The 17,759-nt window shown below is 49.6% G+C and carries 15 protein-coding genes and 1 other RNA gene; 6 read left to right on the forward strand and 10 right to left on the reverse strand.

Annotated features, from left to right (window positions below; translation table 11 throughout):
* Positions 1-31: 31 nt before the first annotated feature.
* The 9 genes from OGY01_RS22615 to ydiK form a co-directional block, all read right to left on the reverse strand.
* Positions 32-1,183 (reverse strand): acyl-CoA dehydrogenase, encoded by a 1,152-nt coding sequence (locus OGY01_RS22615; RefSeq protein ID WP_045442178.1) that lies wholly within the window; start codon positions 1,181-1,183, stop codon positions 32-34.
* A 13-nt stretch (positions 1,184-1,196) separates the two neighbouring features.
* On the reverse strand, positions 1,197-2,792 hold the full coding sequence (locus tag OGY01_RS22620) for an acyl CoA:acetate/3-ketoacid CoA transferase (RefSeq protein WP_045442181.1): 1,596 nt from the start codon (positions 2,790-2,792) through the stop codon (positions 1,197-1,199).
* Between the two features lie 278 nt (positions 2,793-3,070).
* On the reverse strand, positions 3,071-3,829 hold the full coding sequence (aroD, locus tag OGY01_RS22625) for a type I 3-dehydroquinate dehydratase (protein WP_045442184.1): 759 nt from the start codon (positions 3,827-3,829) through the stop codon (positions 3,071-3,073).
* Between the two features lie 35 nt (positions 3,830-3,864).
* On the reverse strand, positions 3,865-4,731 hold the full coding sequence (gene ydiB, locus OGY01_RS22630; protein WP_136345553.1) for a quinate/shikimate dehydrogenase: 867 nt from the start codon (positions 4,729-4,731) through the stop codon (positions 3,865-3,867).
* 21 nt (positions 4,732-4,752) lie between these two features.
* Positions 4,753-5,988, reverse strand: a complete 1,236-nt coding sequence (locus OGY01_RS22635) for an MFS transporter (protein WP_048221580.1) — start codon at positions 5,986-5,988, stop codon at positions 4,753-4,755.
* Between the two features lie 241 nt (positions 5,989-6,229).
* Positions 6,230-7,450: an MFS transporter gene (locus OGY01_RS22640; protein WP_048221579.1), complete on the reverse strand. Its 1,221-nt coding sequence runs from the start codon at positions 7,448-7,450 to the stop codon at positions 6,230-6,232.
* Positions 7,451-7,593: 143 nt separating this feature from the next.
* Positions 7,594-7,950, reverse strand: coding sequence for a YdiL family protein (locus OGY01_RS22645; protein ID WP_045442192.1), 357 nt, complete (start codon positions 7,948-7,950; stop codon positions 7,594-7,596).
* A gap of 195 nt (positions 7,951-8,145) precedes the next feature.
* Positions 8,146-8,253: antisense sRNA RprA (gene rprA / locus OGY01_RS22650), an RNA gene on the reverse strand.
* Between the two features lie 184 nt (positions 8,254-8,437).
* Complete coding sequence (gene ydiK, locus OGY01_RS22655) at positions 8,438-9,547, reverse strand: AI-2E family transporter YdiK (protein ID WP_045442195.1); 1,110 nt, start codon at positions 9,545-9,547, stop codon at positions 8,438-8,440.
* Between the two features lie 211 nt (positions 9,548-9,758).
* On the opposite strand from ydiK, the gene ydiJ reads away from it, so the two are divergent.
* The 3 genes from ydiJ (at position 9,759) to OGY01_RS22670 (ending at position 13,488) form a co-directional block, all read left to right on the forward strand.
* Positions 9,759-12,815 carry a D-2-hydroxyglutarate dehydrogenase YdiJ gene (gene ydiJ, locus OGY01_RS22660; protein WP_286493749.1) on the forward strand — a complete coding sequence of 1,019 codons (3,057 nt, stop codon included), beginning with the start codon at positions 9,759-9,761 and terminating at the stop codon, positions 12,813-12,815.
* Positions 12,812-13,222, forward strand: coding sequence for a 1,4-dihydroxy-2-naphthoyl-CoA hydrolase (gene menI, locus OGY01_RS22665; protein WP_045442199.1), 411 nt, complete (start codon positions 12,812-12,814; stop codon positions 13,220-13,222). The genes ydiJ and menI overlap by 4 nt, the downstream gene beginning before the upstream one ends.
* Before the next feature lie 77 nt (positions 13,223-13,299).
* Entirely contained in the window at positions 13,300-13,488 is a 189-nt protein-coding gene (locus OGY01_RS22670; protein ID WP_045449579.1) for a YdiH family protein, read from the forward strand.
* Between the two features lie 67 nt (positions 13,489-13,555).
* On the opposite strand, the gene OGY01_RS22675 is transcribed toward OGY01_RS22670, so the two are convergent.
* The gene (locus OGY01_RS22675) at positions 13,556-14,407 is read right to left on the reverse strand and encodes a Vmh family MBL fold metallo-hydrolase (RefSeq protein WP_286493751.1); all 852 of its coding nucleotides are present in this window, start codon (positions 14,405-14,407) and stop codon (positions 13,556-13,558) included.
* 124 nt (positions 14,408-14,531) lie between these two features.
* Between OGY01_RS22675 and OGY01_RS22680 the strand changes: the two genes are divergently transcribed.
* From OGY01_RS22680 to sufB, 3 genes are all read left to right on the forward strand, one after another.
* Positions 14,532-15,407: a LysR family transcriptional regulator gene (locus tag OGY01_RS22680; protein ID WP_286493753.1), complete on the forward strand. Its 876-nt coding sequence runs from the start codon at positions 14,532-14,534 to the stop codon at positions 15,405-15,407.
* Positions 15,408-15,882: 475 nt separating this feature from the next.
* Positions 15,883-16,251 carry a Fe-S cluster assembly scaffold SufA gene (gene sufA, locus OGY01_RS22685; RefSeq protein WP_048221575.1) on the forward strand — a complete coding sequence of 123 codons (369 nt, stop codon included), beginning with the start codon at positions 15,883-15,885 and terminating at the stop codon, positions 16,249-16,251.
* A gap of 8 nt (positions 16,252-16,259) precedes the next feature.
* A complete protein-coding gene (gene sufB, locus OGY01_RS22690; RefSeq protein WP_045442211.1) occupies positions 16,260-17,747 on the forward strand; it encodes a Fe-S cluster assembly protein SufB in 1,488 nt (495 codons plus the stop codon).
* The last annotated feature ends 12 nt before the right edge of the window (positions 17,748-17,759 follow it).

Raw genomic sequence — 17,759 nt, forward strand, 5'->3', positions numbered from 1 at the left:
ATTTATACGCTATCCGGGTTGCTACCATCACTTATTTGTTTTGATAATCTTTCAGGATCTGACGACCAGCTACGTAAATCATGATCTCATCGGTGCCGCCACCAATACGTTCGCAACGTACGTCTCGCCAGAATCGGGAAACGCGCGCTTCATCGGTATAACCCAGACCACCCATAATCTGAATTGCGTCGTCGATCACTTCCATCGCAGTGCGAGCACAGTACAGTTTTGCCAGTGCTGCGCTGGTACGCAGCGATTGCTCCTGGTCGGCCTGCCAGGCGACTTTCAATACCATATTGCGCATGTTCTCGATTTTAACCGCCATGAGTGCCAGTTTCTCCTGGATCATCTGGTTATGCCCAATGGGCTTGCCGAATGCAATGCGCTGGTTGGCGTAACGTGCTGCGTCTTCGAAGGCACACTCCGCAAAACCGGTGCTGCGCGCAGCGTTGATCAACCGTTCCATTTCAAAGTTATACATCACGTTGAGGAAGCCCATGCCTTCTTCACCGACCATGTCGCTTTCGTCAACTTCGACATCGTCGAGATAGACTTCGCAGGTACTTAACATGTGCCAGCCGATTTTGTGTAACGGGTTAATCTTGATGCCGGGTTTACTGGAGTCAACCCACCACAGCGTAAAGGCTTTCTTCGGATCTTTAGGCTCCGGATCACGCGCCAGCACCAGCATGTATGGATACTCTTTGGCTCCGGTAATGAACGTTTTTTGTCCGTTCAGGTACACCTTGCCATTTTTACGCGTATAGCTGGTCGTGGCACTGTTGTTGTCGGACCCGGCGCCAGGTTCGGTCAATGCCAACGCATACGCTGGATCGCCCGTTTCCATTGTGCTTTCTGCTGTTTTACGTAGTTGCTCGGCTGAACCAAAACGACGCATGCTGTGAATGCACTGACCGTTGGTAATTAAAAATGCGGGAGCTCCACATTTTGACACTTCCATCAGAGCCAGCATCTGTGTGACGTAGTCAGCCGGTATACCGCCAAACTCTTCCGGTACACCCAGCATCGAAATACCGTTATCCGCAAGGGCACGCATAAATTCTCTGGGGTAGGTGGCGGTCTGATCACAGGTACGGAAATACTCTTCCGGGAAATTACTGGTAATCAGATCCCGAATACTGGCAAGCAGCAGCTCTTGTTCTTCAGTTAATGAAAAGTCCATCTGGGTACTCCTTTTAATTGGCGGCGTCGGGCAATACAAAACCCATCGAAGAATCAATAAATAATCTTTCGTCCATCAGTTTCAGGTTCGGAGAAATAACGGGTGTGAAATCCATTTTGTCCAGAATGTCTTCTTGCAGAGAGACTCCTGGTGCAATCTCAACTAAATGGAGGCCGTCTTCTTTTAACGTAAACACGGCGCGCTCGGTGATATAACGCACATCAAGTCCGCGTTCGAGGGCAATTTTTCCGCTGAAAGTTATTTCGGGTAATTCATTAACGAATTTCTTCACCCGACCTTCCTGCACGATATTTAATTTACCATCGGTCACTTCTGTTTTCAGACTGCCGGCGGTTAATGTGCCGCAGAAAATAATTTTCTTCGAGGTGGCGCTAATATCGATAAAACCGCCAGTGCCCATAATCTTGCCATTAAATTTATGTACGCCAACGTTGCCATGCCGATCCACCTCAGCAAAACTTAAATAGCACACATCCAGTCCGCCACCGTGGTAGAAATCAAACTGGGAGGTCATATCCATAATGGCACGGGTATTAACGTTAGCACCAAAGGCAATGCCTTGAGAGGTAATGCCACCAACAGGGCCGGTTTCGACCGTTAGAATAAAGTCGTCGGCACATCCTTCTTCGCGAGCGACAAGGCCAATACCATCGGCAATACCTACACCAACGTTACCGACAGCGCCTTTGCGCATTTCGAAGAGAGCGCGTCTGGCAACAAGCTTACGCTGGTTGAGTGGCAGGGCGGTCTGGTGGCTGTCATCAAGGACAAAATCACCTGAAATAAAGCGGTTAACTGGCGCACCGCCGTACAGCTGAGTCTGATCGGGATCAACCACCACAATGTCCACCAGATAGCCCGGAATACGAACCGCTTTAGGATGCAGGGTGGCTTTCTTAACCATCTTTTGCACCTGCATCATGACGATGCCACCGTTGTTGTGAACGGCCTGGGCAATGACCAGCGCATCGAGATACATCACTTCATCTTCAAAGGTGGCGTAGCCTTCGCTGTCACAGGTAGTCGCGCGAATAAAGGCGATATTTGGCGCGATGGCCTTATAGTAGAGGTACTCTTTGTTATCGATCTCCACCAGTTTAATTAAATCTTCAGTGGTCACTTCATTCAGCTTGCCACCCTGTTGGCGAGGGTCAACAAATGTGCCAAGGCCGATATCGCTTAAAATACCTGGCTGGTGGGCCGCGCAGGCGCGTAACGTTTGAGTTAATACCCCCTGTGGGTAGTTGTACGCAGCGATTTTGTTCTGTTCGGCTAAATCGGAGATCCGTGGTGATTGTCCCCAATGCCCGCAAAGCGCCCATTTAACTAAACCTTCCTGCGCCAGCGGGCTAATCCCCCGGTCTGCCCGATCTCCTAATCCTGTCGGACTGATCAGTGATAAATTACGCGGGGACTGGTTGTTTTTATATTTATCAGCCAATGCAGTAATTAATTTGGTAGCTTCAAGAATACCGCCACCTGCACCTAATACGCAAAGTGTCGCTTCATCAGGAATATAATTCACTGCGTCCGCTGCCGATAATACCGGTACCCGACCTTGAATACGTTCAGGTCTTTTAAGTTTCATATAAACTCCAGATTATATGTGTGCGAATACCTATCGATATATACGATAAAATAGTATTCACTTTAATAATGCTTAGCTGATTGCCAGATATACGCTGTTAAACGGATATCTGAGCCAGCGAGTTATTTATATTTATACCCGTAATCCTGCAAGCTGCTTCTGCGTTGGCTGCACGCTCCTACCCGAATCACTTACCTTAAGTAAGCTCATCGGGATTCGCTTATTTACTGCCTTGATGCAACTTGAATGATTTTGTGTATCGGGGAAATATTTTGTTATTAAGCCTGATGTAATATTGTCAGTACGGTACGCAGATCGGTAACGGAAATCTGCCCCGGGGCTGAAGCTTTTTTTACTGCGCCAAAGGTTGCAGCTGAGCCAAAGACTTCACCTGCCAGACGTGAAATAACGCCAGTTTTGGCCATTGACATAGTAATCACCGGGCGATCGGCGTAGCGTTCCTGCATCTCCAGCGTGGCGCTGAGTAACGTCAGAACATCCGTTTTACTTTGCGGCATCAGCGCAATTTTAGGAATATCTGCGCCAAGTTCCTGCATTTTGCGCAGACGCTGAATAATCTCTTCTGCCGCCGGTGTTTTATGGAAATCATGATTAGACATAATCACAAAGACATTTTTCGCATGCGCGTGTTCGACGGTTGCTTTAACCTGCTCATCGCCGGTGAAAAGTTCCAGATCGATCATATCCACCAGACCGCTATCTACTGCCGCACGGTTAAGCGCAAGGTACTCTTCTACAGACAGCGCCTGTTCGCCACCTTCTTTCGCGCTGCGGAAGGTAAATAACAGCGGTTTGTCGGTCATCACATCGCGGATTGCGCGGGCGGCTTCCAGTACGGCGTCAATTGATGAAACATCCGCAAAATGGTCAACGCGCCACTCCAGAATGTCGAAGTCTGCTTCACGATAGGCCAGCGCTTCGCTTTTTACCGTTGAGATGTCTTTACCCATCAGTGAGACAATGATCTTCGGCGCACCCTCGCCAATAACGAGGTTTCTTACGGTTACGGTTTTCATTGATTACCCTTTAAATATTTACTGATACTTGCCCGTCAGGCTGCAAACCCCATAACCTGTTTAACGTACTCCAGCGGGAAATCTTTTCCTGTCCAGAGCTTGAACTGCTCAGCTCCTTGCCATAACAACATGCCGTAACCGTCAATCGTTTTGCAACCTGCAAGTTGTGCCTGTTGCAGCAATTTGGTCATATGCGGGTTATAGACGCATTCGGTTACCAACAGATCCGGACGTAGCAAAGAGACGTCGGTGACGATGGATTCATTTTCCAGTGGCTTCATGCCGACTTTAGTGCCATTAGTCAAAATATCCGCACTGGTCAACGCTTCTGCAAACGCCTGCTGGTCAGCGAGATCGATAACGGTCACCACGCAGTCAGTGTTTTCATTCACGCGTTTGGCGAACTCAACCGCTTTTGCGAAAAACTCATCTTTACGGTTAAAGAGTTTAATCTCTTTTATACCTTCAATTGCCGCTTGCGCACCGATAGCCGTAGATGCGCCACCTGCACCCAACAGTACCATGGTTTTACCTTTAATATCGAAGCCGCTTTCTTTAATTGCGCGAATATGTCCGGTACCGTCCGTGTTGTAGCCACGAAGGTAGCCGTCATCATTGACGATGGTATTGATCGCGCCCACCAGTTTGGCGGCAGGGGTTAATTCATCAACATACTCACATGCCAGCTGCTTGTTGGGCATAGATACCCCAGTACCGCGCATTTTTAATGCTTTCAACCCGGCAATCGCATTGGCAAACGTTGAATTATCAACTTCAAATGCCATGTAGGTAAACGGTAATCCTGCTTTTTCTAATGCTTTATTCTGCATTTCGGGCGACAGACTGTGCCTGATAGGATAGGCCATCAGACCGATCAGTTCATATTTTGCAGTTACGTCCATTTGAAACTCCTATTAAACTGTTTATTGAAAATAACGTTCGCCCAGGCGCACATCGTTTTGGGGAATATTGAATACGCGGTAGTAACGGACAAAGACGATAATGGCAGTGATAAATGCCAGCAGAGCAAATGCGAGGTCCAGCAAAATAATGTATTGCAGACCAATGTTAGAAAGGTATCCGGTGATTAGTGGGATAATAAAGTTGGCGACACCTCCCATCATCATATAAACACTGGTGACTTTGGCTTTGCTCTTGGGGAAAAACTCTGACATCACGGAAACACCGAGCTGTAAAATACCGCCTGCCGCAGAGAATCCGATGAGAAATGAGCCTGCATTACACACCAGCGGTGAGGGGTACAGATAGATAACCGCCGCCGTAATGGTTGCCAGACCCGCGTTAAAAACGTTGGCCCAGATAGGACGAACCATTTTCTTCAGTAGCGCAGCAAAAATAAAGACGCAGACCAGCGACCCCATACTGTAGTAGGAGATAGTTTTCAACGCGTCGGCTTCCGCCATACCGGCAAACGCCATGGCGTATTTGGGCATCCAGACCACGATGACATAAAACGTTGAAAATGCGGCAACCCCAAACATCACGGATGCCACTCCCTCCAGCCAGACCAGTGGCTTGCTGTTCATTTGCGGCAAATCTTTCGCGACGCCAGCATCCACTATCTGACTCGGGAAGCGGCTTTTTAATAGCATTAGGGTAATCAGGACGAACAATACGCCGGGGATAATAACCGCATAGCCGTACCAGATATGATTAAGCAGCAGGGTACTGACGATGATGGGGTAGATCATCTGTCCAAATGACACCATGGCTTTCACCAGAATAACGGCTGAACCTGATGCTTTGGGAAAACACTCCATTAACGCCGGATAGCCGCCTGTATCGAGGGCTGAGTTTGCCACGCCGACACAAACAGCCAGAATAAATGCAATCATTAAATTTGGGCTGGCAGGAATACCGAAGAAGAAGAACATATACAGAATAGCGCCCAACAGGATGATGGCCCGACGACCAAATTTATCTGAGAGAACGCCAAAAAATAGAATACTGACCAGTCGCCCAAGGCCAATTCCCGAAATTAAATAGGCAATGCCTGCATTATCTGTTGAGAATTTTTCTGCCAGGGATGTCATGTTTTGCGCCAGCGTAATGACACTAATGCCGTGTAAAAAGTAGCTTAAATAAATACAGGTTATCGCCAGAAGAAATGGCGTATTAAAGGCCTTGTGTTGAGACATTTTTCACAACTCCTTGCGGATGTTAAAATTATTATATTGTCGTCGCTATGATTTAAATGACGGCGTTCATGTTATTAATATACCGAGAGGGTGTCATTTCACCCACATAGCATGGCGTTTTAGTTACCAGGTATATTGCATGCTAATTTGTGAAACCCAATTCTTACTGCCGTTGTTTTACTGATGTTTTAAAAATTAACCCAATTATTTTGCAGCAGGTATGAACAATATTGCAGTGGTGCTATTCCACCAGCGATGCCATTTTTAACTGATATCTGGACTCAACACGGCTGCGATAGCCAATAAACAGCGCCAGCACGAAACCAATGGCGGCTATACCGGTATCAAACCACATGATGTGGGCAATGCTGGTTTGCGAAAGCTTTGCCGTGATCAGTGGGATCGTGAAGGTAGCAATGCTGCCCGCGCTGTAATAAATGCCGGTTGCTTTTCCTTTTGCATGCGGAAAACGGGCCGCCATTAACGTTAAGCCAATTTGTACGACGCCGCCGGCGGAAGAAAACCCGATAACAAACGCAAATACGACCACCACGTAAGGGGTGGGGTGCAGACAAACCGTCAGCAGGGCAATAAATGAAATTAACGTGTAAAGCATCAACAGCGGTGTCGCGCGGTCTGGTTTCCTCGCAAGCGGCGCGGTGATCAGCACGCACAGTAGCGAACCGCAGGTGTAGATACTCAACAGCTTAATCGCCGAGGTGTACGGCATTCCCGCGACGAATTGACCATACTGAGCCAGCCACTGGCTGATCAGGTAAAATGTCGCCATAGCAATGTAGCCATACAGGGTGTAGCTGACCAGGTCGATAATGGAACACCGATGTTTAGGTAGAGGGCCTTCCTGTGCGGGAGGTGATGTCCTGACGAAAGGTTTAGGCCCGGGATGTGCCGGGAATTGGCAGCGAAATAAAAACACGCCGTTGACAATCATAATCCCCGCAGCGAACAGGAATGACCAGCCAAACCAAAGCTCAGCCCACACCAGTACACTAATGACCATCGGTAACAGAAACTGCCCGCCGGACACAAAAGCTTTAATCAAAATATTGGCGGTGCCAGGGGTGCGGGGAAACGCCTCCATCAGGCTGGGATAGGTCCCGGCATCAAGAAAACTGTTAGACATACCCGCCAAAAAGCCAAATGCGTAGGCTATGAAAATACTGTGAGTATTGATAATGCCAAAAAAGAAGAGCAGATAGCAGAGCATGCCGAAAATGACGAATGGTCTACGGCCATAGCGATCGGAAAGTAAGCCCGCCAGTAATAAGACGCTTAATCGACCGATGCCGAGAGATGAGATGACAATTGACACACCTGCTGCATCGGTTTGCCACTGTTGTTCAAGCGAGGACATGTTGAGGCTTATCAGAATAACCCCCATGCCGTGTACAAGGTAATTAAGGTACAGCCCTATCGCAGTGGAGAAATAGGCGTTTTTCATAATGTGTTACTCAGCGAAGAGGCTAAATGGAAATTTTGTATTTCGAGTCGGGTGTACAGGCCATAGCAATATGCCGTATTCGCATCAGCGTGGGCATTATGTCAGTTACTAATAGTACAAAGTTATAATCGTCAGATTTTCTCCTAACACAAACGCTCAAGATCGTGCGCATAGAGTTCAACAGCAGTCGATTGATAGAGTTTCCATTCGAGAAAATTTTCACTGTTATAAACTGCCTGAAAAGAGGCGAGGTTAGGAAAAAAACGCATGGTGTTATTACCGATACGGTTGTTTATTTTTTCAATGATCGCGTTAATTCTTAACTTTCGTTTTGCTAACATTTCTGAACATTGACGAGAGATGTTCTCCGGGATTTCGTGTTCGCCGTTTTCCCATTGTTGCCAGGCGGTAACGTTGCCATCAGCAGCGATATAAGTTGCGCTTTCTTCAATCGTCATAGCAAAAACATGCCGGAATGCCTGCAATTCAAATGCGTTCATAATTTCATCACCTTAAAAGACGGTGGAATAGTAATAGCATTACTGTGGATATTTCGGCTTGAAGAGAGTCACAGTATCTTGTGCAATATTATTTGTTAATAATGAGTGAATGGGCGCATTTAACCAAGCGGATGGCGTATAAAAGGGCCGGGTGGTTGAAGGAGGAGCTGTACTTCAGGTGGTGTTGTTTGAAGAATAAAAAAAAGCCCACCGTGGGAGATGGGCAAAGACTACACACAGCAATTCGTTGTTTCACTCAGGGGATTTCCATGCTTATAAATCAATGTGTTGATCTAAAGCCTTGAGCTAATAGTAGGCATGCTGGTTTTTTACGTCGATCGGATTCATCTCAATAGTTTAAAGGCCGTGAAGAATTTGCGACGCAAATGTGTCTGTGAAGACGGAATATGTTGAATTCAGATAACAGGAAATACGGAATTGATTAGCAATGTTAAACAATCAGGCGGCAGCGCCGCCTGAGCTGGGGTTATTTTTTATCTTCTATTTCGGCGATCTCTTCGAGGATCTCATCCGGGTCGTTGCCGGGTACCGGGGCTTCGTTCACCCAGGCTGAGAACAGACGCCAGGAGACAGCCAGTACAACCGGGCCGATAAACAAGCCAATCATGCCGAAGGCAATCAACCCGCCGATAACGCCGGAGAGAATGAGGATCAGCGGTAAATCAGCCCCCATACGAATCAGCATTGGACGGATAACGTTATCCAGCGTACCCACCACGCCGCTCCATACCAGCAGCACTGTGCCCCAGGTTGAATCACCCGACCAGTAAAGCCAGATAATGGCCGGGATCAGTACTGGTAAGGGACCCAACTGTACCAGGCAGGAAAGGATCATCAGTACCGCCAACAGCGTCGCGTATGGCACACCTGTCACCGCCAGACCAATACCGCCGAGGACAGCCTGTACCAGAGCGGTAACAACAACGCCCAACGCTACCGCACGGATTGCTTGTGCAGCCAGCAGGACGGCAGCATCGCCGCGTTTAGATGCCAGACGGCACGCGAAATGGCGAATACCTAACGCAACCTGCTCACCTCGCCAGTACAGCAGGGCGCTGAACAACAACATCAGGCCACAATGCATCATAAAGCGACCAATATGCGCGGCCTGACCGACAAACCAGGTGGTGGTGGTGCCAATATAAGGACGAACTTTGGCCATAATGGCCGAACCGCCCATATCAAGCAGGCTGTGCCATGCGGCATAAATTTTTGCGCCAACCAACGGAATACTGTTCAGCCATGCAAGGTCCGGCAGTGTCATATCTCCTGCTGTCACGGCATGGATTAACGGTCCACTTCCATCAACGATGCTATTCACCAATAACGCGATGGGGATGATAAACAAAAGAACCAACAGCAGAGTCATTACCAGGACGGCCAGCGAACGGCGTCCCCACAACAGTTTCTGTATGCGTAGTAAAATGGGCCAGGTTGCAATAACGACTGTTCCCGCCCACGCAAAACCGAGAATAAAGGGCTGCACAATCCACAGACATGCCACAATCATGATGGCCAAAAACAGCACCGATAGCATCACTTGCGCGATATTGCTGGGCTGACGAAAATTTACCATAAATACTTTTCACCTTTTTTGTGCGTCAGACCGTTGACGCGACGTGAACACTTAAATCACACCCTATAATGATGAGCAATTTCAGCGGTTTTTAACAGGCCGATTCTGCCTGTAATTGTGTTGGGCGTATTAGAAAAAAATGTGATACAACAAACAACGCAACACGCAAACGATAACTTCACAATACAGACCGCAGGAAAGGGTCACTATAATGATTCCACAAATTTCTCAGGCACCCGGTGTTGTTCAACTGGTGCTCAATTTTTTGCAAGCGCTGGAGCAGCAAGGATTCACGGGCGATACGGCAACGAGCTATGCCGATCGTCTGACAATGTCGACGGATAACAGTATCTATCAGCTTCTTCCAGATGCCGTGGTTTTTCCGCGTTCGACGGCAGATGTGGCGCTTATCGCCCGCCTGGCGGCTGAACCTCTTTTTTCCTCGTTGATTTTTACCCCTCGCGGCGGCGGGACAGGAACAAACGGTCAGGCTCTGAATCAGGGCATCATCGTCGATATGTCCCGCTATATGAGCCGCATTATTGAAATTAATCCGCAAGAGGGGTGGGTGCGGGTGGAAGCCGGGGTGATAAAAGACCAGCTCAATCAGTATCTGAAACCCTACGGCTATTTCTTCGCACCAGAATTGTCCACCAGTAACCGGGCGACGCTTGGCGGGATGATCAACACCGATGCGTCCGGGCAAGGGTCGCTGGTTTACGGTAAGACCTCCGATCACGTACTGGGTGTACGTGCGGTGCTAATGGGCGGCGACATTCTTGATACCCAACCCATGCCGGTTGAACTTGCTGAAATGCTCGGCAACACGAATACCTCCATTGGTCGCATCTATAAGACGGTATACCAGCGCTGTCGCGAAAAGCGCCAGTTGATCATCGATAAATTCCCTAAGCTCAATCGCTTTTTAACCGGCTACGATCTGCGGCACGTTTTTAACGACGAGATGACCGAGTTTGATTTAACCCGCATCCTCACCGGCTCTGAAGGCACGCTGGCGTTTATCACCGAAGCCCGCCTGGATATCACGCCGTTGCCGAAAGTTCGACGCCTGGTAAACGTCAAATACGACTCTTTTGATTCGGCGCTGCGTAATGCACCAGTGATGGTTGAAGCGCGTGCGTTATCGGTGGAAACCGTCGACTCCAAAGTTCTTAATCTGGCGCGTGAAGACATTGTCTGGCACTCCGTTAGTGAACTGATTACCGATGTACCGAATAAAGAGATGCTGGGTCTGAACATCGTGGAGTTTGCGGGTGACGACGAAGCTTTGATTGATACGCAGGTTAGTGCCCTTTGCGAGCGCCTTGACGGGTTAATCGCCCGCCAGGAGGCCGGCGTGATTGGCTGGCAGTTGTGTACCGAACTGGCAGGTGTTGAGCGTATTTACGCGATGCGAAAAAAAGCGGTTGGTCTGCTGGGTAATGCAAAAGGCTCCGCAAAACCGATTCCGTTTGCGGAGGATACCTGCGTACCGCCAGAACATTTGGCTGATTATATTGCCGAGTTCCGCGCATTACTCGACAGCCATGGCCTGAGCTATGGCATGTTTGGTCACGTGGATGCGGGTGTACTGCACGTCAGACCGGCGCTGGATATGTGTGATCCGCAGCAGGAAGTGCTGATGAAACGCATCTCTGATGATGTAGTGGCACTGACGGCAAAATACGGCGGTCTGCTGTGGGGTGAGCACGGAAAAGGGTTCCGGGCAGAATACAGCCCGGCGTTTTTCGGTGATGAACTGTATAGCGAACTGCGCAAAGTGAAGGCGGTGTTTGACCCGCAAAACCGTCTGAATCCTGGCAAAATCTGTCCACCAGAGGGCGTTGATGCCCCGATGATGAAAGTGGATGCGGTTAAACGCGGCACTTATGACCGCCAGATCCCGCTGGCCGTAAGGCAGGAATGGCGTGGAGCAATGGAGTGTAATGGCAACGGGTTATGTTTTAACTTTGATGCGAAAAGCCCAATGTGCCCGTCGATGAAAATCAGCCTCAACCGTATTCACTCGCCAAAAGGGCGGGCAACGCTGGTACGTGAATGGCTGCGTCTGCTGGCCGATCGCGGGATCGATCCTGTTAAGCTGGAAAAAGAGTTACCGGAGAAACGTGCCAGTTTGCGTACCCTGATTGCCCGAACCCGCAACAGCTGGCATGCGCGCAAGGGCGAGTATGATTTCTCACATGAAGTGAAAGAGGCGATGTCCGGGTGTCTGGCCTGCAAGGCATGTTCCACGCAGTGTCCGATTAAAATTGACGTACCGGAATTCCGTTCGCGCTTCCTGCAGTTGTACCACACGCGCTATCTGCGCCCGCTACGCGATCATATGGTGGCGACCGTCGAAAGCTATGCGCCGTTAATGGCGCGCGCTCCGAAAACATTTAACTTTTTCATCAACCAACCGCTGGTGCGCAATCTGGCTAAAAAGCATATCGGTATGGTGGATTTACCATTGCTGTCAGCTCCGTCGTTACAACGCCAACTGGTAGGACACCGTTCCGCCAACATGACGCTGGAGCAGCTTGAGGTATTGAGTCCGGAACAGAAGGCTCGCACGGTACTGGTGGTGCAGGATCCGTTTACCAGCTACTACGATGCGCAGGTGGTGGCGGATTTCATCCGCCTGGTGGAAAAACTAGGGTTACAGCCGGTACTGCTGCCGTTCTCGCCCAATGGCAAAGCGCAGCATATTAAGGGCTTTTTAAACCGTTTTGCTAAAACCGCGAAAAAGACATCCGAATTCCTTAATCGTGTGGCGAAGCTGAAAATCCCGATGGTTGGCGTCGATCCGGCGTTGGTGCTGTGCTATCGCGACGAGTACAAACTGGCACTGGGCGAGCAGCGGGGTGATTTCCATGTACAGTTGGTTAACGAATGGCTGTCGACTGTTCTTGAATCGCAGCAACCGACTGCCCTCGGCGGTGAACCGTGGTACTTCTTTGGACATTGCACCGAAGTGACGGCTTTACCCGGCTCACCTGCACAGTGGGCGGCCATTTTTGCTCGATTTGGGGCAAAATTGGAAAATGTCAGCGTAGGTTGTTGTGGGATGGCGGGGACGTATGGTCACGAAGTGAAGAATCACCAGAACTCACTGGGGATCTATGAGCTATCATGGCACCAGGCAATGCAGCGATTGCCGCGTAACCGTTGTCTGGCCGCAGGATATTCTTGCCGCAGCCAGGTTAAACGCGTTGAAGGCACGGGCGTTCGCCATCCATTACAGGCACTGCTGGAGATTATAGGATGATCTGGAAACGTGAAGTCACACTCGAGGCCCTGAATGCCATGGGTGAGGGGAACATGGTTGGGTTGCTTGATATTCGTTTTGTGCATATCGGTGACGATACTCTGGAAGCGACAATGCCGGTGGATCATCGCACGAAACAACCATTTGGCCTGTTACATGGAGGAGCCTCCGTGGTGCTGGCTGAGAGTATTGGATCGGTCGCCGGATATCTTTGCACTCAGGGTGATCAAAAAGTGGTGGGACTGGAAGTGAACGCCAACCACATTCGTTCTGCGCGTGAAGGACGCGTCAGAGGCGTTTGTAGCGCTCTGCATACCGGTTCTCGTCACCAGGTCTGGCAAATCGAAATCTTCGATGAACAGGGGAGATTGTGCTGCACTTCGCGTCTGACGACAGCGATACTGTGACGCATTTTGCTTTTGGTCATAATGTGTGCAGAGGAAGGTGCTATACTGTGCAGGTTTTGAACACAAGCGAGGATGATATGTCTACCCAATTAGACCCGGCCCTACTGGCAATAGAATTTTTACGTCGTGATAAAACCGATCTTTCACCTGCTCAGTATTTGAAAAGACTGAAACAACTGGAGCTGGAGTTTGCCGATTTACTGACGCTCTCTTCGACTGAACTGAAAGAAGAGATCTATTTTGCCTGGCGCCTGGGCGTTCATTGATTCCAGTATGCTAATCGTGATGAAACCCCGACACCTGTTCGGGGTTATTTTTTGCGTTAAATCTTGTTTACCACTTCATCTCACCTGTATTTACTTTCGCACTCAATTCCAGAGAGCTGGCATCCGCAAGGCCGGGCCAGGCGGCAGTCATCGTTTTAATCACGTAGTCTGGGCCTTTTTTAGCTCCAAGTGCCAGTTCAAACGACTGTAAGTAATCCTGGGTGAAGCGAATCGCTTTATCGCCCGCCGGCAGTTCGCCAATGTAATGGCCTGGAATGACCTGAGTTGGCTGCAAAGCCTGCATTTCACTGAGTACATTACGCCATTGCGCACGTTGTTCAGAGGACTGAGTATCCGCCGTCCAGACATGAATACCAGAAGCTACACCGGTTCCACCGAGGATTGCGCGATTGGCTGGGATCCAGACGTAAGCGGCATAATCATCAGGATGGCGGAGTTCCAGGGTTTCACCATCAACGGTAAAACGCGTTTGTGTTGTGGCTTGCGGTACGGTGAGAGACGCTGGCGCACCGTCTTTCATCTGGGGGCCCCAGAATTGCAGTTTGGCCTCTTTAGTGGCGCGAATATGATCCACCACGTGAGGCGTTGCCATTACTTTTACGTCAGGGAACGCTTTTACAATCGGTTCAAGGCCAAAATAGAAATCCGGATCGCCGGAGGTAATTACGATAGCTTTGAGTTTTTTTCCGCTGGCGTGGATCATCTGCACCAGCTTTTCGCCATCTTTGGTGCTGAATTGCGCATCAAACAAAATGGCCTCTTTCGGACCAGACACCAGCGTTGAGGAGACAGGGAAAATAGCCTTTTCCTGCGGGTTGTAAACATCAAGCTGGAGTGGGGCAGCAAATACCGGGGAGGCGAACAGTGGCAACAGCAGGGCCAGGTTTTTAACTTTCATAATGGAATAACCTTTTGCAGATGAAATTGTCTTTTGCACGTCTCTTATTTTAAGGAAATTCGGATCTGTTAGAATTCCTCTATCAGGACATGCTGAGTTTCATAAAACGATCGGATGGGATGCGATGGACAGAGTCATGGCGGCAACAGTATTTAATCATATTTGTGATTTGGGCAGTCTGAGTGCCGCCGCGCGAGCGCTGGGTCTTTCCAGACCGATGGTCAGTCGCTATCTCGATGAGATGGAGAAATGGGCCGGTGCACGGTTGATCCACCGTTCATCTCGTCGGTTAACGATCACGCCTGCCGGTGAGGAGGCGTTGGTGAAAACCCGCTCGCTGGCGCAATTGTCGCTGGATATTGGTGCCGCCAGTGTGACCGAAGTTCCTTCCGGTACGTTACGGGTGGCCTGCGCACATTTCACCGCTATGCATATTCTTGCCCCGGTGCTGCCCGCTTTTCTGGCGCGTTATCCTGAACTCCGTATTGAGGTTGAAATTAATAATCAACCGGTTAGCCTTGTGGGGGAACGTATTGATGTGGCGATCCGTATCACGGACAACCCCGAGCCAGGAAGCATCGCCCGTCGGTTAGGAGACTGTGAGTCGGTGCTATGTGCCTCTGCTGATTATCTTCGTCTGCATGGTACTCCCCACACGGTTGCAGAACTCGCACAACATAATTGCCTCTACTACAGCGGATTTGCCGGAAAATCATGGCATTTTCAGAATGAGAACGCCGAGGTTGTCTCTGTGGCAATAAAAGGGAATTTGAGCGCGGGTATCTCTTCGCTTTTATGCGAGTCGGCGCTGGCGGGAATGGGGATCGCGCTGGTACCAGAGCAGGAGGCGAGAGAAGGCCTGGTGCAGGGACAATTGGTGCGACTACTGCCACAGTTGCAGCCGAGACGCTTGCCGATTTACGGATTGTACCTTTCGCGTGAGCATCAGCCTGCAGGGTTGCGTCTGTTGCTGGATGCCCTCAATCAGACACAAAATTAAAAATGTGAAGTGAGCCAGATTATAAAACAGGCGAATCGCAGTTTGTGTTAAAAATGGCTCACCGGGATATGAGACTATTCCTAACGCCCCTTCAAGAGCTAAGCCATCGTGAGTGCCGGAGATAAGCGCCGGATGGGGCCGGAACCCTTAAGCCTGCTAACCAGCAGCCTTAAGGGTTTTTTATTGCCTGTGTTTACCCGCATCCAATTCTTCTCCTATTCCTTAAATAGACATTATCTATACATCTTTTCGTGTTTGACCTGCCTGAACGATTTGGTTTTCATAATCTATTATTTATCAATGCATTGAACAAAATAATCCATCTCTGTGAACCCTCGCCGCAGGGTCTATGCTTAATAAAAGTAGCCAAAAAGGGCGGTTAACCCGAATGCCCCTGCTGTTGAGGGGTTGAAGTGATAATCATTATCACTAACATGATGTTATAGCTTGAAGGCTAATTACTCGAGGTAACCCTATGGAATTGCATTCAGGAACATTTGATCCGGACGACTTTGCATGGCGTGGATTGACGTTAACGCCCGCCGCTGCGGCACATATTCGTGAGCTGGTGGCAAAACAGCCCGATATGTTGGGCGTCCGATTAGGCGTGAAGCAAACGGGATGTGCGGGATTCGGCTATGTGCTGGGCACTGTCAGTCAACCGGATAAAGACGACCTGCTATTTGAAACGGATGGCGCCAGACTCTACGTAGCGTTACAGGCGATGCCGTTTATCGACGGAACTGAAGTCGATTTTGTTCGTGAAGGATTAAATCAGTTATTTAAATTTCATAACCCGAAAGCACAGAACGAATGCGGCTGTGGCGAAAGTTTTGGGGTATAGGCGGTACTATGTCTCGTAACACTGAAGCAACTGACGATGTCAACACCTGGTCTGGCGGGCACCTCAATTACAAAGAGGGGTTCTTCACCCAACTAAAAACCGATGAACTCGCGAAAGGAATCAACGAAGAGGTGGTTCGCGCGATTTCCGCGAAGCGCAACGAGCCTGAGTGGATGCTCGAATTTCGTCTTAACGCGTTCCGAGCGTGGCTGACGATGGAAGAGCCGCACTGGCTAAAAGCGCATTACGAAAAACTGAATTATCAGGATTACAGCTATTACTCTGCACCTTCTTGCGGTAATTGTGATGAAACCTGCGCGTCGGAGCCGGGAGCGGTGCAACAGACGGGCGCGAATGCGTTTTTAAGCAAAGAAGTTGAGGACGCGTTTGAACAGCTTGGCGTGCCGGTCCGCGAAGGTAAAGAAGTGGCGGTAGATGCCATTTTTGACTCGGTATCGGTTGCTACGACCTACCGCGACAAGCTGGCAGAGCAGGGTATTATTTTCTGTTCGTTCGGTGAGGCCATTCACGATCACCCGGATCTCGTGAGGCAGTATCTCGGTACTGTCGTTCCGGGTAATGACAATTTCTTTGCCGCGTTAAATGCGGCGGTAGCTTCAGACGGTACGTTCATTTATGTGCCGAAAGGCGTGCGCTGTCCGATGGAGCTTTCCACGTATTTCCGTATTAATGCGGAAAAAACCGGGCAGTTTGAACGCACGATTCTGGTGGCGGATGAGGGCAGTTACGTCAGCTATATCGAAGGTTGTTCGGCACCAGTGCGTGACAGCTACCAACTGCATGCGGCGGTGGTGGAAGTTATCATCCACAAAGATGCTGAAGTGAAGTACTCGACGGTACAAAACTGGTTCCCCGGAGATGGAAATACAGGCGGCATCCTGAACTTCGTCACCAAACGTGCGCTGTGTGAAGGTGAGAACAGCAAGATGTCCTGGACGCAGTCGGAAACCGGCTCGGCTATCACATGGAAATACCCGAGCTGTATTTTGCGCGGTGACAATTCTATCGGTGAGTTCTATTCCGTCGCGCTGACCAGTGGGTATCAGCAGGCTGATACCGGCACCAAAATGATCCACATTGGCAAGAACACCAAATCAACCATCATATCGAAGGGAATTTCCGCCGGGCACAGCCAGAACAGCTATCGTGGTCTGGTGAAAATCATGCCGACCGCCACCAACGCCCGTAACTACACCCAATGTGACTCCATGCTGATTGGTGCGGACTGCGGGGCGCACACCTTCCCGTATGTCGAGTGTCGTAACAACAGCGCCCAGCTTGAACACGAAGCTACAACCTCACGCATCGGTGAAGATCAGTTGTTCTATTGCCTGCAGCGCGGTATCAGCGAAGAAGATGCCATCTCAATGATCGTCAACGGTTTTTGTAAAGACGTGTTCTCTGAACTGCCGCTGGAATTTGCTGTGGAAGCGCAAAAACTTCTCGCCATTAGTCTTGAACACAGCGTCGGCTGAAATTTAAGGAAA

The organism is Citrobacter sp. Cm038 (assembly GCF_030333105.1).
In the GTDB taxonomy this organism is placed as follows: Bacteria; Pseudomonadota; Gammaproteobacteria; order Enterobacterales; family Enterobacteriaceae; genus Citrobacter; species Citrobacter murliniae.